At 36.6% G+C, this 25386-nt stretch carries 26 protein-coding genes; 14 read left to right on the top strand and 12 right to left on the bottom strand.

Features of this window, described 5'->3' with window-relative positions; genetic code table 11:
- Window positions 1-54: 54 nt before the first annotated feature.
- Window positions 55-1386 (top strand): GH36-type glycosyl hydrolase domain-containing protein, encoded by a 1332-nt coding sequence (locus tag OQ292_RS35050; protein ID WP_284688815.1) that lies wholly within the window; start codon window positions 55-57, stop codon window positions 1384-1386.
- Window positions 1387-1514: 128 nt separating this feature from the next.
- On the top strand, window positions 1515-2414 hold the full coding sequence (locus tag OQ292_RS35045; protein ID WP_284688814.1) for a transposase: 900 nt from the start codon (window positions 1515-1517) through the stop codon (window positions 2412-2414).
- A gap of 26 nt (window positions 2415-2440) precedes the next feature.
- Here the strand turns inward: OQ292_RS35045 and OQ292_RS35040 are convergent, their stop codons facing one another.
- Complete coding sequence (locus tag OQ292_RS35040) at window positions 2441-2848, bottom strand: transposase family protein (RefSeq protein WP_284688813.1); 408 nt, start codon at window positions 2846-2848, stop codon at window positions 2441-2443.
- Window positions 2809-3342, bottom strand: a complete 534-nt coding sequence (locus OQ292_RS35035) for a transposase family protein (protein ID WP_284688812.1) — start codon at window positions 3340-3342, stop codon at window positions 2809-2811. The genes OQ292_RS35040 and OQ292_RS35035 overlap by 40 nt, the downstream gene beginning before the upstream one ends.
- Before the next feature lie 201 nt (window positions 3343-3543).
- On the opposite strand from OQ292_RS35035, the gene OQ292_RS35030 reads away from it, so the two are divergent.
- The 3 genes from OQ292_RS35030 (at window position 3544) to OQ292_RS35020 (ending at window position 4719) form a co-directional block, all read left to right on the top strand.
- On the top strand, window positions 3544-3807 hold the full coding sequence (locus tag OQ292_RS35030; protein ID WP_284688811.1) for a hypothetical protein: 264 nt from the start codon (window positions 3544-3546) through the stop codon (window positions 3805-3807).
- Window positions 3808-3917: 110 nt separating this feature from the next.
- The gene (locus OQ292_RS35025; RefSeq protein ID WP_284688810.1) at window positions 3918-4214 is read left to right on the top strand and encodes a hypothetical protein; all 297 of its coding nucleotides are present in this window, start codon (window positions 3918-3920) and stop codon (window positions 4212-4214) included.
- A gap of 25 nt (window positions 4215-4239) precedes the next feature.
- Window positions 4240-4719, top strand: a complete 480-nt coding sequence (locus OQ292_RS35020; RefSeq protein WP_284688809.1) for an integrase core domain-containing protein — start codon at window positions 4240-4242, stop codon at window positions 4717-4719.
- Between the two features lie 107 nt (window positions 4720-4826).
- On the opposite strand, the gene OQ292_RS35015 is transcribed toward OQ292_RS35020, so the two are convergent.
- From OQ292_RS35015 to OQ292_RS35005, 3 genes are all read right to left on the bottom strand, one after another.
- On the bottom strand, window positions 4827-5579 hold the full coding sequence (locus OQ292_RS35015) for a polysaccharide deacetylase family protein (RefSeq protein ID WP_284688808.1): 753 nt from the start codon (window positions 5577-5579) through the stop codon (window positions 4827-4829).
- Between the two features lie 78 nt (window positions 5580-5657).
- The gene (locus OQ292_RS35010; protein ID WP_284688807.1) at window positions 5658-6074 is read right to left on the bottom strand and encodes a T9SS type A sorting domain-containing protein; all 417 of its coding nucleotides are present in this window, start codon (window positions 6072-6074) and stop codon (window positions 5658-5660) included.
- Entirely contained in the window at window positions 6071-6466 is a 396-nt protein-coding gene (locus OQ292_RS35005) for a rhamnogalacturonan lyase family protein (protein WP_284688806.1), read from the bottom strand. Before OQ292_RS35005 ends, OQ292_RS35010 begins: the two co-directional genes overlap by 4 nt.
- A gap of 192 nt (window positions 6467-6658) precedes the next feature.
- Between OQ292_RS35005 and OQ292_RS35000 the strand changes: the two genes are divergently transcribed.
- The 8 genes from OQ292_RS35000 (at window position 6659) to OQ292_RS34970 (ending at window position 13334) form a co-directional block, all read left to right on the top strand.
- Window positions 6659-7450, top strand: coding sequence for a tyrosine-type recombinase/integrase (locus OQ292_RS35000; protein ID WP_284688805.1), 792 nt, complete (start codon window positions 6659-6661; stop codon window positions 7448-7450).
- A gap of 25 nt (window positions 7451-7475) precedes the next feature.
- The gene (locus OQ292_RS41235) at window positions 7476-7928 is read left to right on the top strand and encodes a tyrosine-type recombinase/integrase (RefSeq protein WP_431733805.1); all 453 of its coding nucleotides are present in this window, start codon (window positions 7476-7478) and stop codon (window positions 7926-7928) included.
- A complete protein-coding gene (locus tag OQ292_RS34995) occupies window positions 7912-8898 on the top strand; it encodes a tyrosine-type recombinase/integrase (RefSeq protein WP_284688804.1) in 987 nt (328 codons plus the stop codon). Before OQ292_RS41235 ends, OQ292_RS34995 begins: the two co-directional genes overlap by 17 nt.
- Window positions 8882-9898, top strand: coding sequence for a site-specific integrase (locus OQ292_RS34990; RefSeq protein WP_284688803.1), 1017 nt, complete (start codon window positions 8882-8884; stop codon window positions 9896-9898). The genes OQ292_RS34995 and OQ292_RS34990 overlap by 17 nt, the downstream gene beginning before the upstream one ends.
- A gap of 86 nt (window positions 9899-9984) precedes the next feature.
- Window positions 9985-10224: a transposase gene (locus tag OQ292_RS34985; protein WP_431733804.1), complete on the top strand. Its 240-nt coding sequence runs from the start codon at window positions 9985-9987 to the stop codon at window positions 10222-10224.
- 126 nt (window positions 10225-10350) lie between these two features.
- A complete protein-coding gene (locus OQ292_RS34980; protein WP_284688802.1) occupies window positions 10351-10551 on the top strand; it encodes a hypothetical protein in 201 nt (66 codons plus the stop codon).
- A gap of 101 nt (window positions 10552-10652) precedes the next feature.
- Window positions 10653-11573: a hypothetical protein gene (locus OQ292_RS34975; protein ID WP_431733803.1), complete on the top strand. Its 921-nt coding sequence runs from the start codon at window positions 10653-10655 to the stop codon at window positions 11571-11573.
- 432 nt (window positions 11574-12005) lie between these two features.
- Window positions 12006-13334, top strand: a complete 1329-nt coding sequence (locus OQ292_RS34970) for an IS110 family RNA-guided transposase (RefSeq protein ID WP_284687465.1) — start codon at window positions 12006-12008, stop codon at window positions 13332-13334.
- A 103-nt stretch (window positions 13335-13437) separates the two neighbouring features.
- Here OQ292_RS34970 and OQ292_RS34965 read toward each other — a convergent pair whose 3' ends face one another.
- From OQ292_RS34965 to OQ292_RS34950, 4 genes are all read right to left on the bottom strand, one after another.
- Window positions 13438-13725, bottom strand: coding sequence for an integrase core domain-containing protein (locus OQ292_RS34965; protein ID WP_284688800.1), 288 nt, complete (start codon window positions 13723-13725; stop codon window positions 13438-13440).
- A gap of 283 nt (window positions 13726-14008) precedes the next feature.
- Window positions 14009-14740, bottom strand: coding sequence for a transposase (locus OQ292_RS34960; protein ID WP_284688799.1), 732 nt, complete (start codon window positions 14738-14740; stop codon window positions 14009-14011).
- 745 nt (window positions 14741-15485) lie between these two features.
- On the bottom strand, window positions 15486-15917 hold the full coding sequence (locus tag OQ292_RS34955) for a hypothetical protein (RefSeq protein ID WP_284688798.1): 432 nt from the start codon (window positions 15915-15917) through the stop codon (window positions 15486-15488).
- Window positions 15908-16102, bottom strand: a complete 195-nt coding sequence (locus tag OQ292_RS34950) for a hypothetical protein (protein ID WP_284688797.1) — start codon at window positions 16100-16102, stop codon at window positions 15908-15910. The genes OQ292_RS34955 and OQ292_RS34950 overlap by 10 nt, the downstream gene beginning before the upstream one ends.
- Before the next feature lie 264 nt (window positions 16103-16366).
- Here OQ292_RS34950 and OQ292_RS34945 point away from each other — a divergent pair, with 264 nt between their 5' ends.
- Window positions 16367-17650 carry an IS4 family transposase gene (locus tag OQ292_RS34945; protein ID WP_284686891.1) on the top strand — a complete coding sequence of 428 codons (1284 nt, stop codon included), beginning with the start codon at window positions 16367-16369 and terminating at the stop codon, window positions 17648-17650.
- Between the two features lie 310 nt (window positions 17651-17960).
- On the opposite strand, the gene OQ292_RS34940 is transcribed toward OQ292_RS34945, so the two are convergent.
- The 3 genes from OQ292_RS34940 to OQ292_RS34930 form a co-directional block, all read right to left on the bottom strand.
- Window positions 17961-19289 (bottom strand): IS110 family RNA-guided transposase, encoded by a 1329-nt coding sequence (locus OQ292_RS34940; protein ID WP_284687465.1) that lies wholly within the window; start codon window positions 19287-19289, stop codon window positions 17961-17963.
- Between the two features lie 766 nt (window positions 19290-20055).
- Window positions 20056-21825: a RagB/SusD family nutrient uptake outer membrane protein gene (locus OQ292_RS34935; RefSeq protein ID WP_284688796.1), complete on the bottom strand. Its 1770-nt coding sequence runs from the start codon at window positions 21823-21825 to the stop codon at window positions 20056-20058.
- Between the two features lie 15 nt (window positions 21826-21840).
- Window positions 21841-25362, bottom strand: a complete 3522-nt coding sequence (locus OQ292_RS34930) for a SusC/RagA family TonB-linked outer membrane protein (RefSeq protein WP_284688795.1) — start codon at window positions 25360-25362, stop codon at window positions 21841-21843.
- Window positions 25363-25386: the final 24 nt, after the last annotated feature.

The raw sequence follows: 25386 nt of genomic DNA, 5'->3' as shown, positions 1-25386 counted from the left end.
TATATCAGAAGGGGACTTAAGTATACCAATAGATGAACCACCAAGACATATAAAATGAAAAATCTGACAATCATATTTTTAGCCCTTATAGCTTTAGGGTGTAGTTCTAAAAAGCCAGAGTTAAGTTCTCCGCTGGCAGATAAAATCTTACAAAATAAAAACTTTGAATTTGTCAAAGATAAAGCGATTGATATAATTTCATCTGGATTTAATGCAGGAGATGGTTACCGTGAAGTTTGGATAAGAGATTATAATACATTTTTAGAATTGGCAGCAGAAGTACACCCAGATAGTTTGGCTAGAGAAAATCTACTCGTCTTTTTCCATATGCAGTCTGAAGATGGAAATATTATAGATGGTTTTACACCTGCAGAGCTAATTAGCAAAGAAGAAACAGATTTTAGCTATTTTGAATTGGAACCTCGCTATGCTGGCCATAAGAATACAGTAGAAACCGATCAAGAGACTTCTTTGATTCAATCAGTTTATAAATACATTAAAGTTACGGGCGATACTTCTATTTTAAATGAACAGGTAGGAACTCAAACTGTAACAGAAAGAATGATAGGCGCAATGGATTTTCTTATGAACCATCGCTACTCACAAAAGTATGGATTGATATGGGGAGCTACCACTGCAGATTGGGGAGATGTGCAGCCTGAGCATGGTTGGGGTGTAGATTTAGATGAAAATACTCATCGAGCAATTGATATTTATGACAATGCGATGTTTATAATTGCCTTGGATAATCTGATGGAGATGGATCCAAAAACAAAAACTAAATGGGCTCCAATTCGAGAAAGAATTGTAAAGAATGTTCGCACATATTTATGGGATGGTGAAGCTCAGAAGTTTATTCCACACATATATCTTGAAGATTCTCCTTTTCCAGATGACTTTAATGAAAATGAAATCTATTATTTTGGAGGTACGGCCATTGCCATAGAAGCAGGCTTACTTAGTAAAGATGAAATAAAGGCTTCTCTCGATGAGATGGTTAAAAGAGTAAAAGAGGCAGGAGCTCCTTCAATCGGACTTACCCTTTATCCTCCTTATCCAGAAGGGTATTTTGAAAATCAGATTATGAATCCGGTATATAATTATCAAAATGGTGGCGACTGGACTTGGTTTGGTGGAAGGATGATTCAACAGCTTATTAGATATGGTTTTATAGAAGAAGCCTATGAGCAAATCCAACCAATGACTGATAGAGTTGTAAAAAATGATGGTTTTTATGAGTGGTATACTGTAGATAATAAACCAGAGGGTTCTGGTACTTTCCGTGGTTCAGCAGGAGTATTATTTGTGGCAATAAATATGCTCGAAGAATGGGCTAAGGAGAATAAAAGCATGTTTGAAAAGGAAGTTCTAAATGATGGTATTTGATTAACAAAAACTCAATAGCAACATCTTTTTAAATAAAAATTGAAAATTGGTATTCGAGAATTTTTTAATAAATAATGCGAATCAAGAGTAAAATTTGAAAAAAGAAGCGTAAAGCTGATTTTAGTAGAATGCAACTTCAACTAAAATTAATCAAGCTTTACAGCTTCATTCAGGACTGCTATAATACTGAATTGCGCTGGCATTGCCAACGTTTCAGTAATAATGGGAATAAGGGTGATTTTACTGATATTGAGATACTCACCTGCTATTTTTTTGCCATACTGGAAGAGCAGAGGTTCCAGATAAAGCAGATGCATTCCTATATCCAGAAATACTGGCTGGACTGGTTTCCCGACTTGCCAAGCTACCAAGCCTTCAATGCCAGGCTGAATCGACTTGCAGATGCACTGCCTCTGCTACTGGGGCTGCTTTCCGAGAGGCTACATCCAAGGAAAGAGCTCAGCTGCAGAGACTTTTTGCTCGATTCGATGCCTATTATGCTCTGCAAGGGCAAGAAGCGGGGCAAAGTAGCCACAGAATTGGCAGACAAAACCTACTCTTCTTCCAAAAGCCTCTATTATTATGGACTAAAGTTGCATTGGATGGGTATGAGTCAGGCTGGTACATTGCCGCTGCCTATATGGATGGAGCTGACGCCAGCATCAACGCATGACTTACCGAGCATGAGACAGATAGTGGGGAATCTATGGGGGTGTAGGGTATTCGGCGACAAGGCTTATGCAGCTGAAGATGTAGGCAATCAGCTGGAAAAGCAATATGCAGCGTTATTTTGTCCTGAAAAGCGGAAGAAGGGGGAATCGGAGTGGGAAAGACAGTTTAATGAAGCATTTAGGGTTCTTTACGGGAAGGCTGTCTCAAGTGTAAGGCAGCCGATAGAATCTTTCTTCAGATGGATGATTGAAAAGGTAAATATCCAGAATGCCTCAAAAGTACGGTCCACAAAAGGGCTCAATGTACATGTTTTTGGCAAAGCTGCTGCTGCTATTATGATGCTAATTGGGTTTTAACAATTGATTCGCATAAATAAATATTATCACGAATGATTTATTAAAGCACTTCTAAAATCTACTCTCAAATTGTGTAATGCAGTAGCAATCATCATCACTGAATCCCTAACATCTTCGGTTCTCAATCTAATTTTATTACGGATGATTTTTAACCGTTTTACACCAGCAAAAGCATGCTCGATACGTACTCTCAAACTACTGATGACCTGATTGATTTGCTTTTGCAAGTCTGTCAACTTTCCATTTCTTGGTGTTTTGTATGGGAGTATGATGTTGGGATGATCATGTTGTGCTCCTTGAAATCCTAAATCCGCTAACATATTAATAGGTGTTGTTGTTATATTCAAATCATTCCAGATTACTTTATCATGTATACTGCCTTGATAAGAATAAGTCAAATAGTGGATATAACCATTTGAATCACTAATAGCCAAGTGTTTAGCTGTATGTAATTTTTTCTTTCCGTTCCACGGCGGCCACTATATTCTTCCCTTTGCCCTTCTATATCACAACGACGAGGAACTATGCGCTCTGTAACATCTATTAGTAGGTAATCAAAGGATTCATTAGCTTGAAAATTATTCATTGATTCGGGCATGTATCCCAAACGATGCAAGGTCTCCTCCAATACGGGAAGTAAGAACCTGATCCACTCGCTTACCTTACTCTGTGCCATACCAAAACAGGCTCCATGATAAGCTTGATTAGGGTTCTCTTTCAAGTACATCAAGATAAAATCAAGCTTGGCTCTACTGCCGTAAAGGCTACTATTAATATGTTCTTTATATGATCGATAAACCCTACGCTTTCCTTTAAGTGTCATTACACTACATTTTTGGCTGACCTGTTGAGAAAAAATATTTAAAATCTTTCTGTATTCTACTTGGTTCAGACTGGTTAATGCTCTAAGTTTAGTATCGGTTGTCATTGGTATCGCTTTGTTAGGTGTCGCAACCTTAAGCTAATACTTGGCAACCATTTTTCTCCTTAATATTCTATTCGTGATATTCTTTAATACATGTCGTAAATTATTTATCCCCGGAAAGTCAAAATTAAATCCATTAAGTTTAGAATCCGCAGTAGTATCATATCGATTAGGGATGTTTTCTACGTCAAAAGTGAAATTTCTATGAATGAATTAAGACAATTGAATAGAAAGACTCATTTTCAGTTAGAAAAAACTTTTGCACCCATGAAACAGACCAACTTAAAAAGTGATAAAGCCAGAGTAAAGCAACTGGAAGCAGAACTAAAATTGTTACAAGGCAAATTGCAGGATGCTGAATTGGAATCAAAAGTGTGGAAAAAGATGGTAGAAATAGCTGAGAGAGAATTAGGCATTCCCATAAAGCTTGCAGCCGCAAATAATTCTGGAGGCCACCTCGTGGTATAAAACGTCAGTTGAAATAATTCATGAATATCCATTGTATGGTGTAGGCAGAGTTAGTCTTAGAAGAAATAGATAAAATCAGGCAATTACAACTACAAATTGGTTGTGTAAAATTGCACCGTCAATTACGAGGTTTTTTACAGAGTCATAAGATTAAACTGGGAGAAAAGAAGCTGAGAAGTTTACTTAAAAAACATGGTTTACTAAAGCCACACAGAAGAAAAATAGCTAAAACTACCTTTTCTGGCCATGCCTTTCGGATTTATAAAAATTTAGTAAAAGATGTAAAAGTAACAGAGTCAGAACAAGTTTGGTTAAGTGATATCACTTATGTAAGGAGTAATCATGGCTTTAGTTATCTGAGTTTGATCACAGATGTCCTCCAGACCGGACTTATTCAAGAAAAATAGTAGGGTGGTCACTAAGAAATGACTTATGTTTAGAAGGTCCACTAGAAGCATTGAAGATGGCTATAAAAACAGGAAATATCCAGACCGAGAATTGATCCATCATTCGGATCGTGGGCGCCTGCAAGGTATTCAATATTGCAGCAAAGCATATATCAAGCTATTAAAAAAGCACAAAGCTAAAGTTAGTATGACCCAAAGTGGTAATCCATACGATAACGCATTGGCAGAACGAATGAATAATACGATTAAAAATGAATTTTTAGAAGGTCGAGGAATAATGGGTTTAGCATCAGGTAAACGGCAATTATCCCAGATTATATGGGTCTACAGTGATTGCAGGTTACACTGGAGTGCTCCGGCACCCGGCTTAGATTTTAAAACACCAGAACAAGTTCACCAGTATGATTTAAAAGTGAAAAAACGCTCGAAAAAAGTAGATTGGGAACTGAGAAAGAAAAGGAAAAAAGAGATTGATTTAGAGAAAATACAATATTATCGCTATTGAAAAAGTACAACTTTTATCGACAGACAAACCTTTTGTTTAAACTAATTCTTGGCTAAACCTTTTTTGCCACAAGACATTTTAGCACGTAAAAAAATCCCCCAAATACCTTATTCAAGGTTTATGGTTTTTTTTAGATCTTTCATAGCAATCACTTTAAATTGATTTTCTTTCATATACTGCAAAATTTCTTCAAAAAATCCTTCTGAGGTAGTGTATCCTGGATGGGCAATATCTGGTACTCCGTGAATGGTGAATAATAGCACTTGGTTTTTGGGTAAATTTTTAAATGCATTTAATGTACGATCTTTTAGTTTTTCAGTAGAGCCCATTGTAAAACTTGGCAGAGCTAAAAGTTTATCTTCTTTTTGTTTATAATAATTGCTTCCTCCTTGGCGGGCGTACAAATACCCCAATTCATTTAGAACAACTTGAGAAAGAGAATCGTACCGATTACCGGGATATGCGAATGAGATAGGTTTAGGAATGCCATATTCCAAACATTTTTTTTCAACATATTCAACCTCTTCTTTCATTCCTTCTCGCGAAAGTTTAGTCATATTTTTATGATGGCCAGTATGATTACCAATTTCGAATCCCATTTTGTGTAATTCTGCTATTTGCTCCCAATTCATATAATACACAGAATCAGCGGGAGTTTTTCTAGGCATTTCACAAACAAAAAAAGTGGCATTGTAGCCATACTTTTGTAGAAGTGGAGCTACTATTGAATAATGACTAATTTCAGCATCATCAAAACAAAGTACTACAATTGGTGAATTATCTTTTTCAATATTTTGTGATGCTACATCGATAGAAACTATACATAAAAGCGAGATCGTTAGAAGAAGTATGTTTTTCATTTAGTTGATAGATTAAGTGTATAATGATTTGCTATAAATGCAGATAACAAATCATTATACATGGACAAAAATTATAGATTATTTAATTAGAATTGATTTAGACATAATGTTTTCATCAATATAAACTTTTACGATATATAATCCTGAACTAAGAGAACTGGCTTTAATTTCTGTATTTATTTCTGATAAATCACCAGACAACTTAGGTATTCCATCAAAAGAGAATACTTTGTAGGAGCCTTGTGTAGTATTATTTGTTAGTTCTAAGTTAAAAATACCATTGCTCGGATTAGGATACACTTTAAATGAAGAGCCTTCTGAAACTTGAGCCTGTTTTTTGGGTAATATACAACAGTCGATACCTTGCATGTTTCCACCAGCAATTTCTAAATAATCTATATTGGCTAGTCCATCAAATGTTTTTGCTATTAGAGATATGGTATTTGTACCTGTTTTTAGCTCTACTGATGTAAAAGTAGTTTGCCAGCTATTCAATCATTGGTTGAAGGAAAACTAATTAGACCATTCTGCTTATGACCATTGATAAGTACAATTCCTTTCCGATCTTTATTAGAACCATTGGCAAAACGCCAATTAAGGTCGTAAGTACCAGCATCTTCCACCGAAACAGACCAAGTAATACTACTGCCTATAAAATTTATTGTATTAGCATAACCTGCTCCACTATATCCTGTTTGGTCAGAATCAATATCACCGATTAAAAAACAAAATCCATTCTCATTTTCTTGAATAACATTAGAATTTGCTGCTATTGTAGTAATGTTTGGAGTAGGAGCACCATCTGCAAAGAAATAACCAGTATGTGCAGGTTGATTGTAGCCAATATTTTGGCGAGCGATATTCATTCTATATAGTGGATCATGCATAAGTGTATAGTTTTTATGCTCTGTTGGAATGGTTGTGGCAATTATGTAAAGAGATTAATTATGTAAACAGTTTATTGTAAGTTGCTGATATTCAGATGATAAATATTTCATTTGTTTACATAACATTTGGTGGGGGATTCAGGTTTTAATCTGTTTAATACTGTGATTATTCACGTATTAAATTGACTAAATATGAAAACACCAATTGAAGATTTTGATAATCTTTCTGCAAAAACAAGTACGTTCATGCTTAAACGGCTTTCTTACTCGGAGAAAACCACTGTATCTATTCAGTACCATTTTATGCAGATAAAAAAATTGATGCTTGAAAATAATATCAGCTATTTTGATAAGCACAATGTGAATCTAATAATACAACTTAAGTTTGGTAATCGTGCTTACTCATCATTAACTAGATATGAAAAGGCCTTTATTTGTGCAGCAAATAAATTGCTGGAGTTTCAATTGTATGGAAGTATAGTACTGAGTATGGCTCCCAAAAAAGCACCACTTATATTTGATGGGCCGATTGGGGAGGTAATTAACAGTTTTCTTCATTTTAAAATTCATAAAGCCAGATTATCAAAAATCCGTTTGAACTGTTACAGGAGGAATCTATTTTCTTTTCAGAGCTTTTGTAGTAAACAGCACATTACTTCTTTAAAAGAAGTTGATATAGCATTCATACTAGAATATATTAATTGGATAGATGTAACTAAACCAAATCCAATATATACTATCATTTCAACACTTCGTAGTTTTATGCAGTATGTGTATGAGCAAAATCTTACTAGTATTAATTATGCACTAAAGATTCCTAAGTATAAAACTATTAGGCAGCCTAAACTTCCTTCAACCTATAATCCTGAAGAAATTGAAAAACTATTACAATCTATTGATAGAAGCAGTCCTGTTGGAAAACGTAATTATGCCATGATCTTACTAGCAGCAAGGCTGGGGTTAAGAGCATCAGATATAGTTTGATCAAATTCAATGGGAAAGTAGCATTTTGAACATCAAGCAATATAAAACTGGAAAAGAGTTGACTTTACCTTTATTAGCAGATGTAGGCAATGCACTGATTGATTATCTGAAATTCGGACGCCCAAAAAATAAAATATCCTATGTGTTTTTAACTGAACGTCCACCATGTGGTCGACTTAACAGTAGTAATGTAGTGACACATGTAGTGCAAAGAGCATTTTTAAGGGCTGGGATTAACACTAAAAACAGAAGGTTTGGGCCACACGCATTGAGACATTCTCTAAGTTTCAGTATGCTAAATGCACAAACTGCCTTACCAGTGATTACTGAAGTCTTAGGTCATAAAAATACTGAGTCAACTAAATATTACCTAAGAATAGATCTCCATTCAATGAGACAGTGCATGTTGGAGGTTCCCATCGTATCCACTGATTTTTATTTACAAAAACACGAGCTGTTTTATGAAAAGAGTCTTTAAAAGTATCTATGCAAATCATCTAAAGGAGTATATTGATTTAAAGAAAAAGCTAGGGTTCAAATATAGAACATCTACACTCTTATATCTTTATATTGATGAGCTTGCTTATAGTAGAAGGGAGTCTACTATTGGCATTACCAAAGCATTTGCAAATAAATGGTCACAAAAGCGGGAGAATGAATCTAGTCAGTATCATTATAACCGTGTCAGGCATCTAATACAATTTTCTGATTATTTATGTCAATTAGGAGTTGACTCGTATATTCCAAAACTGCCTAAATTTCCTACTAGCACTTTTGTTCCTTATATATATTCAGCAAAAGAGATGGAGGCACTCTTTCAAGCATCTGATAATTTAAGACTTCGTGTTCGAAAAATGGATTCAAGTATTTTTAGCTTTCCTACTTTGTTGAGAGTATTGTTTGCTACAGGTATCAGAATTAATGAGGCTTTAGCTTTAACAGATGAGGATGTAAATCTAGAAGCTGCATATTTGAAGATAACGGATTGTAAAAATGGAAAAGACCGGATTATACCAATTGCACCATCATTAATAGCTGTTTGTCAACAATATTTATACTACCGGAACAAACTTCCATTAAACTCAACACCTAAGCATTTTTTTATATCACTTAATGGTAATAAGTGTGCCAAAGGTAGTAGCTATAATTGGTTTAGAGCTTGCTTATATGAGGCAGGAATTCCTTATGTAGGTAGACATCATGGGCCAAGAGTACACGACTTGCGTCATACTTTTGCTGTAAATGCACTGGTAAGTATGGTTGAAGCAGGAATAGATATGTATGTAGGACTTCCTATTTTATCTAATTATTTAGGTCATCAATCTCTAGGTGCAACAGAGCATTATGTAAGGCTTACTACTGCCATGTTTCCAGATCTGATGAAGGAAATAAATACATTCTGTTTTGATGTGTTTCCAAAATTTAAAACACATGAAGAAAGTAACTGACTTCTCTAGGTATATCTCTGATTTTATATCCAGATACCTACCCAATCAAAGACGTGCCAGTCCAAATACGATAGCTGCTTACAGAGATACATTCGTATTACTGATTGAATTTATTGAAACTACTAGATCAATAAAGGTGGAAAAACTCATGCTAGAGCATATTACAAAAAAGACTATTATTCACTTTCTTTCTTGGCTTGAAAAAGAACGAAAATGTAGTAATAGTACTCAAAATGCACGCCTAGCTGCTATTCATGCTTTTTATAAATTTCTTCAGTATGAAGATTTAGCACATTTATATCCTTGTCAGAAAATCTTATCAATACACTTTAAGTCCACTAAACAGCCTGCTGTAAATTACCTCACAATAGAAGGGATAAAGCTCTTATTAAAGCAACCCAATATTCATACTAAAAAAGGAAGACGTGACTTAGCACTTCTTTCATTGATGTATGATACCGGTGCCCGAGTACAAGAATTAATTGATTTATCTCCTTCTATGTTACATCTAGGATCACCAGCGACGATAAAGATCATAGGTAAAGGAAATAAAGCTCGTTTGGTTCCTATGTTAGAAGCACAAACCATTCATCTAAAACAGTATATGAGAGAGTCTGGTTTGGATAACCCTGCTTTTAATACATATCCACTTTTTTATAATCATAGAAAAGAAAAGTTTACACGAGCAGGGATTAATTATCTAGTCAAAAAATACATGAATATGGCACGTAAAGAAAATAGTTTACTCATCCCCAATAACATGAGTTGCCACTCATTACGACACTCTAAGGCGATGCATTTACTTCAAGCTGGAGTTAACTTGATTTATATCCGTGATATACTAGGTCATGTCAGTGTACAGACTACCGAGATTTATGCGCGAGCAGATTCTAAGCAAAAAAGACAGGCATTAGAAGCTGCATATGTCAACTTACATCCAGATGAAGAACCTTTATGGGAAAATAATGAGAACTTGGTTAGTTGGTTGAAGAAGTTCTAATATTTTTTATGTAAAGTGATTATGTGCTAACGCATGGAATATCATTGCTTTTTACATAATGCTTTACATAAATCGCATATCGTGCCTTGCAAGAAGAGTTCAAGGAGATGCGGACAGAGAAGATATCCTCAAAGGAAGCAAATATCAAGTTGCCTTGGGTACATACGGCAATAGGTAATGCCAAAAAAGTATTGCAGGGTATCTATCATCATGTAAGACCTGAATATCTACAAAATTATCTGGACGAGTTCTGCTATAAATTGAACAGGACTTATTTTGGTAACAAGATTTTTGATAGGTTATTGGTAGCCTGTACACTAACTTAGCTTGGGGTAAGTTTGCCGAGTATCATTAAACGGGTGCACGACAAACTTCCCAAGTTGACCTATCATCGTTGAATTATCTGAGATAATGAGTATCTTGTCATAGTACAAACCAAAAGAATCCTTACGATGAAAGAAGATGCCATTACCCAGAAAATAGCCAATGAACTCAAGGCATGGCTTGCAGCCGCGAAAGAGTCTCAAAAAGGTCAGACCGACTTTTACGAATATGAAAAAACATTTGTAGAACTTTGGCTCAAACTGGGCAGGGAGGTTCTTCAGGATGGTCTTGGTGATGGCCATTACAAAAAGAACATCAAAAAAAAGTAAGGACCAGTCTAGGTACATTAGTACTCGACAAACAACATCCCTTAGCGGTTTGTCCCCATGGCTTCAGGATAAGTGCCTATCTACAAGAACTGATGGTATTTTTGGGTAGCGACTATGTATTCGGGCAGGCCAGTGAGACCCTTGACAAGTTATTGGGTATCAAGGTGAGTGCTAAACAGGTAGAGCGTGTCAGCGAGCGTATAGGTCAGATAATTGAAGATGAGCAAGTTTTGAAGAAGACCAAGTCACAGGAAAAAACATGTACCGATATCGTTTCGACCCACTATCATTATGTCGAAATGGATGGTTCGATGATATTCACAAGGGAGGAAAAGTGGAAGGAGATAAAGCTGGGCAGGGTGTTCAGCGTTCCTATCAAAGAAGCCTTGGAAGGTCCGCAGTTAGATATTGGGGAATCGGAATATGTGGCACACCTGGGCAGTTCAGATGAATTCCTTCCAAGACTACAAGTACTCGTCCCAAAAGTAGAGCATCCGATTTTTATTGCCGATGGCGCACCTTGGATCTGGAAATGGGTGAAAGAGAATTATCCTAATGCCGTCCAAGTACTGGATTACTTCCATGCTATGGGATATGCCCATGATTTCGCCAAGGTGGCTTTTCTGGACAAAAAGGACTATGATAACTGGATAGGTGGTGTGGAGAACTATCTGCTCACTGACCGGGTGGAGGCACTTACACGTCATATGGATTGGCTGGCCGAAAGGGTGGTTCCAGAAAGCCTTTCCATGCTGAAAAGGCTAAAGGAATATTACTTGAAAAACTTACATAGGATGTACTATGGGACATTGAGAAAAAACGGGGTTTTCATCGGCAGTGGTGCCATTGAGTCGGCGCACCGAAATGTGATACAAAAAAGAATGAAGTTATCAGGACAGCGATGGTCGATTAAGGGTGCACGTGCCATGCTCCAACTCAGGGTGACTAAGAATCGTGCAAAATGGGACACAGTTGTTGACGTAATCAGAGGACGACAAAGCCCACTAAAAATAGCTGCTTAGAGGAAGTTTGTCGTGCACCCCATTAAACATTAAACTAAAATTATATGATCAGACCTCTTATTATAAAATTGGGCTAGATAGAAATAAAAGATCAAATATACTTTGTTTAAATTGTATTATTTAACATAATAATAGTTATGGACTCTTTTGAAATCTCCTAGAATCCAGCGATTAGCTTAAGCAAGCTTATTGATTAACACAAACAACTTGTACCTTTCTGGCAGTTAGCTTTTGGAAGAAGCCCTAAGGCCAAATGGTGCTTATTAAGCCCTGCAGGCCGCACCCTTCCTGAAATCTGGCTGGGAAGTATAAAGTCCTCAGGGACGATTGTTGATTTAATTGGTGGCACACTAAGTGACCCCGTATGGAATGATTCATCAAACTTTAAGATACCTCCCCCAAAAGCTTTTTTAAAGTTTAAAATGTAAAATTATGAAAAAGAAAATCACAATGGAGGTAGTTAATCCCCTTGCAGCCGGTATTGATGTAGGTTCTAGAAGTCATTTTGTAAGTATTGGTCAAACAAAAGAAGATGTTAGAGAATTTGGTGTATATACCAAAGATCATAATGCAATGATTGAGTGGTTAAAGAAAGCTAAGATTACTACGGTAGCCATGGAAAGTACAGGTAGTTATTGGCAAACATTATTTAGTGCATTACAATTGGCAGAATTTGAGGTAATACTGGTTAATGGCAGGGATGTAAAAAATGTGAAAGGTAAAAAGACAGATATGTTAGATTGTATTTGGATTCAAAAACTACACAGTCTGGGGCTTTTAAGAGGTAGTTATTTACCTGATGAACATACTCGAGAATTGCATACCTATTGTTTATATAGACAGAAATTAATAGAACAAAGCTCCAAGTATATAAATAGAATACAGAAGAATCTTCGCTTAATGAATATTAGGTTAGATGTTGCTATCAATGATATTACAGGTAAAACTGGTTCTGCTATCCTTAATGCTATTCTTTTAGGAGAGAGAAATCCCAAAACACTTTCAGAACTAGCAGATGTAAGGGTCAAAAAAAGTAAAGAAGAAATTGCTAAATCTTTAGATGGGGAATGGAAAGACGACCTACTATATGTTATTAAAGACTGTTGGCAAACTTATCAATATTACCAAGACAGAATTCGAGACCTAGATATTTGCGTAGAAAATACACTAAAAAAGGGGCTTAATATTATTAAAAAAGTAAAACTTCCAGATGTTGGAATGAAACAGCTAAGTAAAAATGATCCAAAATTTGATTTACGTTCACTGGCCTATCAGATACTTGGCATAGATCTATATCAAATTGGAGGGGTTCGAAATGGGACAGTATTAACAGTTTTGAGCACATTGGGAAGTGGAATTAATAAATTTCCTACCTCTAAACACTTTGTGAGTTGGCTAAGGTTAGCTCCTAATAATAAAATAAGTGGTGGCAAAATATTAAGTAGTAGGACTCAAAAAGGGAAAAATCAGTTGAGCATTTCACTTAGAAGAGCTGCTAATGCAATTGGAAATACTAAAACTCACCCACTTAAAAAGTTTTTTTCTAGAATCGCTTACAAAAAAGGTAGAGGTGCAGCTATTACTGCTACTGCCAGAAAATTAGCTGTAATTATTTATAGGATGCTTCTCTATAAAGAGGACTTCAATCCAGGACTCCATGCGAATGAGGAAAGGGAAAGGCTGAAAAAGATCATAGCAGTCAGGAAAAAAGTGGCAGCATTGAACCTTACTGATGCCGAAAAGGGAGCTATTTTCACTTAGGAGGCAAGGAAAGTGGAAGAGTTGTATGGAATAGCCTTACAGATTTCTACACTTTTTTAGAGTATAATCATAGAATTAGTGACTAAAGTATGTTGTACTATTTTTAGAATCCTTTTACACCATTAAATTCATAGTAGTCTTCTAGATTGATTTCTTTTTTACGGCTCTTTCGGTTTTTCCAATCAGGTTTCCAACCGGGAGCTTTCCACCGTTTATGTATTTTACCCTCCAAGCAATGTGCTTGAGCAGGGGTGAGGTAATCTACACTGGCATGGGGTCTGATATTATTATATGCTTCAATGTTTTTTTCCATTGTGGCTGAAGCTGCTGCGGTAGATAAAAACCCCTTCGGTTTACCATATAAAAACTCCGTTTTCAGCGTCCTGTGCATTCTTTCAGCAATCCCGTGGGACGGCCCCCATTGTCTCTTGGGTCGCCAGTTTGAACCATACTAATTTCAATCTTATTTTTCTTCAAAAGCTTTGTATAATCATTGGAACAATACTGACTACCACGATCTGACCGGGTCGGCGGTCGATGGTGCATCAGTTTTACTGATTTCCTATTCTTTCTTTGTTTTAATGCCATTGATACTGTGTTTAAAAACAAATAAAAATCAGTAAATTTAATTACCCGAAAGAGGACATGGTAGGAAGTTTTATACCGAAGTCCATCTAGTTTAGAGTGAGTACTAACTCGCTCTTATTTTTTTGTATTGTACATGAAATTTCTTTTTGTGATTGATGTCGTTTTACATCAAACTCTTCTTTCGATTTCCACAACGAATAAATTAATATTAATAGCTTACGTTCTACAGCAATGACTCCAATCTTTTTGCAAGGCTTTTTTTCAATGACCCCCTCATAAAAATCATGTAAACTTGAATTCTTACTGTTACAAGCCGCAAGAGCAGGCATGTACAAAGCTTTTCTGATGTGAGAATTCCCGTTGCCACGGTGGCCTTTTTTAGAAATTCTAGCTCTTTTACTACTTTTTCCAGATTGGTTAAGTTGCACATCCAAGCCTGCATAACTTACCAACTGTTTGATGTTATTTACCAAAGAAAAATTATTAGTTTCAGCAAGTACGGTTAGTACACTTATCACACCTAGACCAGGTACTTTTGTAATTCTGTCAATGGTTTGCTTTATATCTTTTTCTTGCTCTACAAGTACAGATAGTTGTTGCTCTATTATTACAATCGTATCAAGAAGGGACTCGATTTCTTGCTCTAAGCGCTCAATAATGATTTTGGGGACATCAAAACCATTCTTATAAGCATGGAGCTGGTTAATTGCAGCCGTCTTCTTTTTTTGATATTGACTTCGCTCCCTAGTCAACAGTTTAATTTCTCTCAAAGTAGTATCGGGAGCTTGCCAAATGGGTAGTGTTCGTTCTAATCCCATACGACACAGCATAATAGCATCTAATTCATCAGTCTTAGATGGGACCTCCCAGATTTTGTGTCTAGACTTTCTGCAAAAGCTTTAGCTTTATTGGGCAACAGTACACTGACCCGTAGATTTGTATCCGATAAAACATATGCCAAGTTCTCATAATACACCCCTGTAGCTTCTACCACAAAAAGGGTCGGAAGACTGGTGTCATCTAGCTTTTTATTTGCCCAAACAATAAAATTTTCGATGTCGCTCAAGGTATTTTTGAAAATTCTCTTTGCCCCATATCGTACATCTAATTCTTGGGTAAGCATCCCATATTGAACCGAAAAGGTATCTTTTGAAATGTGGCAGCCACGCTGTCAATTCCGAAGCATTTTTTTAAAATTGTGTTTTTCATTAGAATTTCTTTATGGCCACCGTGGAACGGATTCTCACGTAAATTATCCGAGGTAGATATCTCTCCCCTAAATACTGTTGTTCCTATAAAGAAAAGAGAGAAATGAATTGTAAATCAATGGCCACAGTGGCAACTGCTCGATATCGTATAAAACGTATCTTCCATGGCGTCATTCTCTCCTCATCTTTTCTTGTAATTTAATACCTTAGATTAAGGGATTCAAACATACGTCCATGGGGGCCATCCGTAGCGCTTTCATCGGCCCTTCAGCTTCTAGACTATCTTCCATTGCCCAACCTACTACCTTTCTAGAATAAGCATCAGTAACCAAACTTAGATACGAGTAATTACCCTTTACTGGCACATAGGTCTACGCGACGCGGTAATATCGGATACCCATAATCTCTCAGGTCTAGTGACTTCTAAACTTCGACGTTTATCATTGTATTTTCTGTAATGATGATTGGAATTAGTAGTTCTGATGCCATCTCTTTTTTTTATCAGCAAACTTCTATCTCTAAGCAGCTCATGTAGTTTATCTCTGCCCATTTTAATCCCTTCAGTTTTTAGCCAATCTTTCATCAAAAAATGCAGCTTTGAAGTACCAATACCTGGCAATACTTCTCTGAGTGAACTTACTTTTTTGATGACTTTATCTGCTATTTCTTGATAAGCTTTCTCACGTCGTACAGCCTCATAATAACTTTGCCGATGTCGATCATAAAAACTACAGATTAAGGTCAAACTCAACAATGGAAACACAAGACGCATCTTGTCTACCGCCAAGGCCCAGACTTTTTTGCAGCTGCAAGCTTTATTATGATGTCAAATCTTTCTTCAGCGATTTCAATTAAAATATCCAATGCCTTATGCTTCATTTTAGCATAATTCAGCTCTTTCTCTTTTTGTTGGAGTGCTTTTTTGAGGGCTGCAATTTCAGCATCTTTATCCTTGTAGTCTGGATCATCCATTTGCATTGACTGTTTTTGAGTTGGTTATTTTCTCTTCGTCTTTCTGTTCTCAACCACTGTCTAAACAAGTTTACCGACCACCAGTATTATAGTATTCGATAATCTTCTGACGCTGTGCTAACGTCAAAATTCGTTTCGTTGGGACGACCTCAATGCTATTAAGTTAAGGAATCCACATGATGTGAAACAGCAAAATCTTACTATATTTAGATAAATTTTGTTATGTGAATTTAGAAAACGGTATTACCATGAACAGGATTCTCAATGAGAAGGTATCTTACGGACCTTCAAAAAAAAATCTTTGCCCTCATCCATAGCCCAAGGAGTCCTGAGCTTTACAGGTGCTCGGAAAAGGACTTTACAAGAGCTTCACCACTCAGTTTCGCCAACATAACCAAGTGTATCCTCAACCTTTTTAAGGAGTCTGTGGAGTACAATATACAAGAAATACTCCCAGAACTCTTGGCACCAGTAGTAACCGGTAGTGCCTTCACCCAGGCAAGATACAAGATATCGCCAACTTTCTTCAATGACCTCAATGGTTTGACTGTCGAGAGCTACATGATCTCGAACAAACGTTACTGGAAAGAACATGTGCTGCTCGCTGGCGATGGTAGCAGCCTGAACCTGCCCATCTCCGATGACATAAAGGACGTTTTCGGAGTGCATGCTACCACTTCCCACGGTGTGGACCGCTGCGCGGCACGGATATTCTTTATGCATGATGTGCTGAACAATATAGTCGTGGATAGCCGTTTGGACAGGATGGATACAGGAGAAAAATCCATGCTCTATGATATCCTTGAGACCATTGCCCACATGGAAGGCCTTTTCCTCTTAGATAGGAACTTCGGATATTTTTCGGTATTAAAGCATCTTATGTTTGCAGGGCGTGACTTCTGCGTACGTTTCGCTGTGGGTGCCTCCAACTTCACCAAGCAGGTGATGCTGGAGGAAAGGGAAGACTTTATCATAGAGTGGCGACCAAGTCGCAAGGAGCGGCTCACCTGCACCAGAGATGAGATGGACGATTCCCCCATAAGGGTAAGGGTGGTCAAGGTGGAACTGGATACCGGGGAGACAGAACTGCTCATCACTTCCTTGCTCGATCAAGATGAATACACCACTGATGACATCAAAGGACTCTACCATTTGAGATGGGGCGTGGAGGAATGCTTCAAGAAACTCAAACCCAAGATGAAGATAGAACAGTTCGGCTGTAAAAAAGCACAAGGTGTACTACAGGAGTTCTACGCACATATATTTACCCTCAACATGACCAGTCTAGTGGCCGCTCCTGCGCAGGATATCATAAAACGGAAAACGGCCAAGAGGCGGTTAGACTACAAGTGCAATTGGAAGAATGCCTATAGGTTCTGGCGAAAGAGTATCATAGATTTCCTCTCCTGTCGCTGTATAGATAGGATATTAAAGATACTCACCGATAAAATCGCAAGTTCGATGACAGCTATAAAGCCGGGAAGACATTTTCCAAGGGGGACAAGGATCAAGCAGCGGGCAGGTGTGATTACCCAGTACAACAAATAAGGAAAAGTCTGTAATAATCCATATCGCCCGATACCCAGCTTCCTGTATTTAGATAGTGAGGTCTAATTCTAATGTTCAAAATTTAAAATAGCAAATGATGATGGTGAAAATGTATCATCTGCAAATGTTATTGATACATTACCAATCAAAAAATAGATAGAAAAATGCTTAACTTAATAGCATTGGGGACGACCTCTGTCGAGTCGACCCTCGCTTTCGTTGTTGTTTTTTGTAATTTTTCTTTGTTTTTCATGGGCTTACAGCTTTGTGTAAGGCCAATTCCATACAACTCTTCCACTTTCCTTGCCTCCTAAGTGAAAATAGCTCCCTTTTCGGCATCAGTAAGGTTCAATGCTGCCACTTTTTTCCTGACTGCTATGATCTTTTTCAGCCTTTCCCTTTCCTCATTCGCATGGAGTCCTGGATTGAAGTCCTCTTTATAGAGAAGCATCCTATAAATAATTACAGCTAATTTTCTGGCAGTAGCAGTAATAGCTGCACCTCTACCTTTTTTGTAAGCGATTCTAGAAAAAAACTTTTTAAGTGGGTGAGTTTTAGTATTTCCAATTGCATTAGCAGCTCTTCTAAGTGAAATGCTCAACTGATTTTTCCCTTTTTGAGTCCTACTACTTAATATTTTGCCACCACTTATTTTATTATTAGGAGCTAACCTTAGCCAACTCACAAAGTGTTTAGAGGTAGGAAATTTATTAATTCCACTTCCCAATGTGCTCAAAACTGTTAATACTGTCCCATTTCGAACCCCTCCAATTTGATATAGATCTATGCCAAGTATCTGATAGGCCAGTGAACGTAAATCAAATTTTGGATCATTTTTACTTAGCTGTTTCATTCCAACATCTGGAAGTTTTACTTTTTTAATAATATTAAGCCCCTTTTTTAGTGTATTTTCTACGCAAATATCTAGGTCTCGAATTCTGTCTTGGTAATATTGATAAGTTTGCCAACAGTCTTTAATAACATATAGTAGGTCGTCTTTCCATTCCCCATCTAAAGATTTAGCAATTTCTTCTTTACTTTTTTTGACCCTTACATCTGCTAGTTCTGAAAGTGTTTTGGGATTTCTCTCTCCTAAAAGAATAGCATTAAGGATAGCAGAACCAGTTTTACCTGTAATATCATTGATAGCAACATCTAACCTAATATTCATTAAGCGAAGATTCTTCTGTATTCTATTTATATACTTGGAGCTTTGTTCTATTAATTTCTGTCTATATAAACAATAGGTATGCAATTCTCGAGTATGTTCATCAGGTAAATAACTACCTCTTAAAAGCCCCAGACTGTGTAGTTTTTGAATCCAAATACAATCTAACATATCTGTCTTTTTACCTTTCACATTTTTTACATCCCTGCCATTAACCAGTATTACCTCAAATTCTGCCAATTGTAATGCACTAAATAATGTTTGCCAATAACTACCTGTACTTTCCATGGCTACCGTAGTAATCTTAGCTTTCTTTAACCACTCAATCATTGCATTATGATCTTTGGTATATACACCAAATTCTCTAACATCTTCTTTTGTTTGACCAATACTTACAAAATGACTTCTAGAACCTACATCAATACCGGCTGCAAGGGGATTAACTACCTCCATTGTGATTTTCTTTTTCATAATTTTACATTTTAAACTTTAAAAAAGCTTTTGGGGGAGGTATCTTAAAGTTTGATGAATCATTCCATACGGGGTCACTTAGTGTGCCACCAATTAAATCAACAATCGTCCCTGAGGACTTTATACTTCCCAGCCAGATTTCAGGAAGGGTGCGGCCTGCAGGGCTTAATAAGCACCATTTGGCCTTAGGGCTTCTTCCAAAAGCTAACTGCCAGAAAGGTACAAGTTGTTTGTGTTAATCAATAAGCTTGCTTAAGCTAATCGCTGGATTCCAGGAGCATACATTTCTATCTCTCCCAAAAACTAAGATATTCGTTTATAATTGTTCTATTCATCAATCACATTACACATCCCCCAATTCGGGATAAAAGATAGGCTACTTTAGCGAGCTGATTTCTATTTACAGGTACCTATAAATTTTTAACAAGAAAAGCATTGTATATATTTAGATTCTAATGAATCAAATGCCATTTCAATGGCATCAGAAAATTATATAAAAATCCCTTATCTTCCTTAGATAAGGGATTTTCTATTTGAGCCATCACTTTTCTACTTCCAGATCATTCTACTAATAAAGTAAAAATTTATCTGTGTAAATTGAAGCATTATTATGCATATAAAAGATAGCAGTTACACCATTAATTGCTTAAAATCCTTTATCTCGCTTGAGGTAAAGGATTTTTTTTGCAGTGCATCAACATAGTTAAAACAAAAAATCAGTAGCCCTCATACAAAGACTACTGATCAAGTGAATATTGAGTTTATATTACTCTAAAGTTGGATTGAAACTTCCTCCCCAATCTACATTTTGCTCCAGATTACCATTGGCATCAATAGAAGACTGGCTAATCGGGAAGAAATAATAAGTATCAGGAACTGAAGAAATCTGTGTACCAGTATATGGAGTAATCAACAGGCTGTATTCAAAATCAGATGGTAATAACTCATTTGCATCTGCCTGAGCTTTTGCAGTAGAAATAGCCATTTCCGTTCCGTTTTCGTTAATCGCAATTGCTTCTACACCATGCTTGGAAATTCCATCCAATCTATCCAACATTCTCAATCTTCTTAAATCCCAGAATCGGTGGCCTTCAAAACAAAATTCTATATTTCGTTCTGCAATTATAGCTTCCCTTACTTCTTCTGTTGTGGTTGCTGTAATACCAAAATTATTACCTGAGCCTGGTTCGATGCCTGCTCTTTCTCTTAATTGTTTCAGTATTTCAAGTGCTTCGGTAGATTTGCCAGTTTCATTTGCAGCTTCTGCATAGTTTAACATTACCTCTGCAAAACGCATCACTACATAATCAACATCATATTGCTGCACTTCTGCCTGAGTAAGTGACAGATCACTTGCTTTCTTCACAAAGAAGCCACTATAGCGATTTAAATTAGTGGAATTAATATTGGCTTCCGGGTTGATTCCGTAATCGTCCAATTCATGAGCAATACCCAAAGACGTATATTGTCTGTGTCCGGCTTTTCCAGATACTTCATAAACACTTGCATTCCAAACTACCGATTTATTGAATCGTGGATCTCTGTTTTCCCAAAAGTTTTGTAAAAACTCCTCGTCTGTCATGAAATAATCGCTGGTAGGGTCATTATACAATTTACCATCCAGCATCGGAAATTCCTGTACAAATTCCCATGTAGGACAAGCTGAAGCAGGCCCCCGGCTTTCAGAACCAGGTCTAACACCATGATCCCAAGCAGCTGTTTTATTGGGGTAGGTATTAACTACAGCAAATACAGTTTCATTATTTCTCTCATCTAAAAATAGATCAGCATAATCTTCAATCAATCCATAACCTTGAGCTGTTAAATCATCATAGGCTTGTTTGTTCACTGTATAAGCCGTTTCCCAATATTGATTACTCCATGGATTAGAAGGATTGAACTGAGGAGAAGCTTTATAAAGCATCACTTTGGCATAAAAGGCTAAAGCAAAATTTTGGTCAATTTTACCATACACATCAGATGATGCTGGGATACTTTGAGGCAACAATTCAATGGCATCCAATAAATCCTGCTCAATTAAATCAAAACATTCGGCAGTTGAATTACGGCTAACCATTAAATCATCCTCATATCTGTCTTGAGGAGTTGTGATGTAAGGTACTCCACCATGATAAACCACCATATCAAAATATTTGTAAGCCCGCATGAAAAGCGCTTGCCCGGTGATTTCATCCTTAATCTCTTGATCCAAAGTGCCTGAGTTTACATCCTCGATAGCCTGATTGATCAGTCTTATTCTTGAATAATCCCAATTCTTGTAACTTCCATTGATAACTGTTACAAGACCTTCATAGAAAGGCATTCCGGTTATTTGTTCAGATGTATTATCAGCTGAAGCACTCCAGTTTCCAAAAATACTATAAAGGTTGGCTAAATACGCATTGGCCAGGTCTTCACTTTGCCAGACTAACTCTGAATCATAACTGTATATATTTTCAGTTTCAAGAACATCTTCGCATTGGGTAAGGGTAGATAATACCAATATCCCAATTATTAATAGTTTTTTTATATTCATTTTAATAACGTTTTATCAGAATTTAATATCAAGACCAAAAGTGAATGATTTCATGATTGGATAGGAATCATAATAATCCTGTTCCGGATCATGGAACTCTGTCATTTCTGAGATCACAAACAGGTTATTACTATTAAAGAATACCTGCGCACTTTTTAATCTTAAAGCTGAAACCACAGTTTCTGGCAAGCTATAACCAATGTTTAGGTTTTTAAGGCGAACGTAAGCACCGTTTGTAATCCAATAACTAGAGGTACCCGTACCAGACTCATACCAGTTATGACCTACCGGACGTGGATATTTAGCATCAGTATTTTCAGGAGTCCAAACATCATCTGCCCAAATTGGATAATAAGGTCTCACACTACCACCATGTTGACGCATGCCAGCACCTTCTTGATTACTAATAATTCTATCATAATTGCCAACACCTTGGAAGTGCGCATCTAGCGTAAAGTTTTTCCAGATTAAATTGAAACCAAAACCATAGTTAATTCTCGGCGAGTTGTTTTCTGAAAGTACTTGTATATCATTTCCATCAATAATTCCATCGGGTCCTTCTGAATAATTTTCACCTCGGATATCTTCAAAATACAAACCACCTAAATAAGGATCTCTACCAAATTGTTTTAAACCAGCCTCCAATAAAGCATCAAGTTGTTCTTGTGTTCTAACAATTCCCAAACTTTTATAGCCTATAATTCGATTAACTGGTTTTCCAATAGCCGATCTCCATGCTTGGTTTCCACCTTCCTCATACGCAGCGCTTTGATCCAATACATCCCACTGATCTTTTGAGTAACCAATATTTCCATAAACTGAATATTTTAACTCTTCATTAAAGACCCTGTCTTGCCATAAAGCTGAAAATTCAATTCCTCTCCATGATCGTGCTGCATAATTTTCTGGTGCAAGTGATTGTCCATAAGTATCAGGTAGGGTTACAATTCTTGAACCCAGAATATCTTCTTCTTTTCTTTTAAAGACCTCAATCGAACCAGAAAGCTGATTGTTTAACACACCAATGTCTAACCCAACATTATAAGTAGTTGAAGTTGCCCAAGTAAGGTTTACATTTGGAGTTGATCCTGGTGAAATAGCTGTATACAAGTTATCTCCAAAAATGTAAGAACCAGAAGTCTCATAGATATTTCTGAATGAAAACGGATTAATTGCATAACCATTTATATCCAAAGAACTACCTGTTGTTCCATAGGAACCTCTTATTTTCAAGTTATCCAACCAAGAAGAAGCATTGTCCATAAAAGATTCTTCATTTATCCTCCAAGCAGCCGATACGGAAGGAAAGAATCCCCATCGTTTATCTTCAGGAAATAATGAATTACCATCATATCTAAATGAAAACTCAGCAATATATTTTTCATCAAAGTTGTAATTTAACCTACCTATTACAGAAGAAAGGGCTCCATTTCCTTCCCAGCCACTTCCATATCTTCTTTCGGCATCGGTAGAATAAACAAAGTCTTGGTCAAAGTTTGTTAAAGGATCTTCAGCTCTGGAAAATGACCCGTATAAACCTCTTTCTCTTTGTTCCAAAATGACCATAGCTGTAACATTACTCTTACCAAAACGCTGTTCATAATTCACAAACCAGTCGAACTGGTAGCTCCATCTAGTTTGCATTTCGTAGCTTAAAAATTCCTGATTCTGGCTAAATGTGAAAATGTTTGTTCTTTCAGGGTCTGGAGCCGAAGGAATAAAACGATTTCCGTCAGGATCAGCAGAAGTAAAAACATAATTTTCTTGGAAAGAAAGGTATTTCTTTCGCATATAATCTCCTGCTATGTAATTACCCATTACTTTGGTAGAAAGACCTGGAACAAAATCTCCTAAATCAAAATTCAAAGACATAATTCCGTTTAGTTCTCTTTCCCTTGTTTTAATGTATCGATCACCAATTACCTGGTCAATTACACTCCAAGCCTGCCAGCTACCCATGGGTGTTTGTACCGGGTAATCTGTAACATAATCTGCTGGAGTACCATCCTCTTCTAAATAAAACGGATAGGTTTTAGGCCAGTTAAAAGTACATCGATATAAATCTGAAACACTATAATCATCATCATCAGTAAATGGCCAGTAAAAGCGATCACTATTTTCTTGAACACCAGACAGATTTAGATCCATGGTAATTCTGTTGCTTAATTTTACAGAAACATTGGAACGCAGGTTAAATTTATCGTATTCCAGATTTTTGTAAGAACCGTCCTCCGTTCTGTAACTTGACATTACATAATAAGTAACTTTTTCATTCCCTCCATTTACACTGAGCAAATGCCTTTGGCTTTTAGGAGTTTGCCAGATAAAATCATTTACATTGTAATTTTTATCTGCAAAATAAGCAAACTCTTCCTCTCCATTTGGAGGTGCTGTCCCTTGAAATTCTGCTACTCTGTTTTGATAAATTAATTCATCCGTTGCGGTGGTTTTATCAGAAAGTAGCTCTTGGGTAGGATTTGAGAATGAAAAAGAAGTTTGATAATTAAACACTGGGGCCTGATTTGATCCCTTAATGGTAGTAACCAGAATTACCCCATTAGCAGCCTGCGATCCATAAATAGAAGCAGTGGCGGCATCTTTCAACACACTTAAATTGGCGATTTCATTAGCGGTAAGGGCATCAAAAGCATCTTTATCCCTAATAATTCCATCGATTACATATAATGGTTCGCCAAAACTTCCTCTAATACGGATAGATGAACTGGCACCTGCTAATCCGGAAGCATTGGTAATATTAACTCCCGGAGCCCGTCCAGCAAGTGTATTGGATAAATTGGAAGTAGAAATATTAGTTAACTCTTCCGTTTCTACAGCAGAGATGGCACCTGTTAAATTTACTTTCTTCTCTGTACCATAACCAATTACTACCAATTCTTCTAAAGCCTTGGTATCACTTACTAATTGTACATCTATTACAGAATTATTGGATACGGGTATTTCTTGACTTATAAAACCAACAGAGCTAAAAACCAAAGTACTGTTTTCTTCAACCTGCAACTTGTACATACCATCTACATCTGAGATGGTTCCTATCGTAGTTCCTTTTACAAGGATGTTTACACCCGGTAAAGGTTCGTCATTATCATCTGTAATTTTACCAGATATATCAATAATATCTGTAACTATTTCTACCTCCGGCTCTTCTCTGAGTTTTTTTATTTTCTCAACAGAGATGGAGTTATTTACCTGCGTGAATTTCAGTCTTTTATTTCTAGATACCTCCAGCAATACATCGTAGACACTTCTAGTTCCAGTGGTAATTGAAACATCTTTTATATTTGCTACAATGTTTTTTGAATAAGCAAATTTATAATCGCTCTGAGTCTCAATAGAGTCAAAAAAAGCATTAAGCGACTGGTAATTGGAACCTACTTTTATAAAAACTTCTTTCACGTTCTTTTTTTGAGCCATGCTGTCTGAGGCAATCAGCGTGGAAAAAAGCATTACTTGTAGAGTAATGCCATAAAAAATAAACTTTGAAAGCATTTTGATTACTCGTATAGCGTTAAATCTCATAAATTTGAAGCTGTTAAATTTTGA

The organism is Chondrinema litorale, assembly GCF_026250525.1.
GTDB classification, from domain to species: Bacteria; Bacteroidota; Bacteroidia; order Cytophagales; family Flammeovirgaceae; genus Chondrinema; species Chondrinema litorale.
This window is presented reverse-complemented; position numbering and strand designations above follow the sequence as displayed.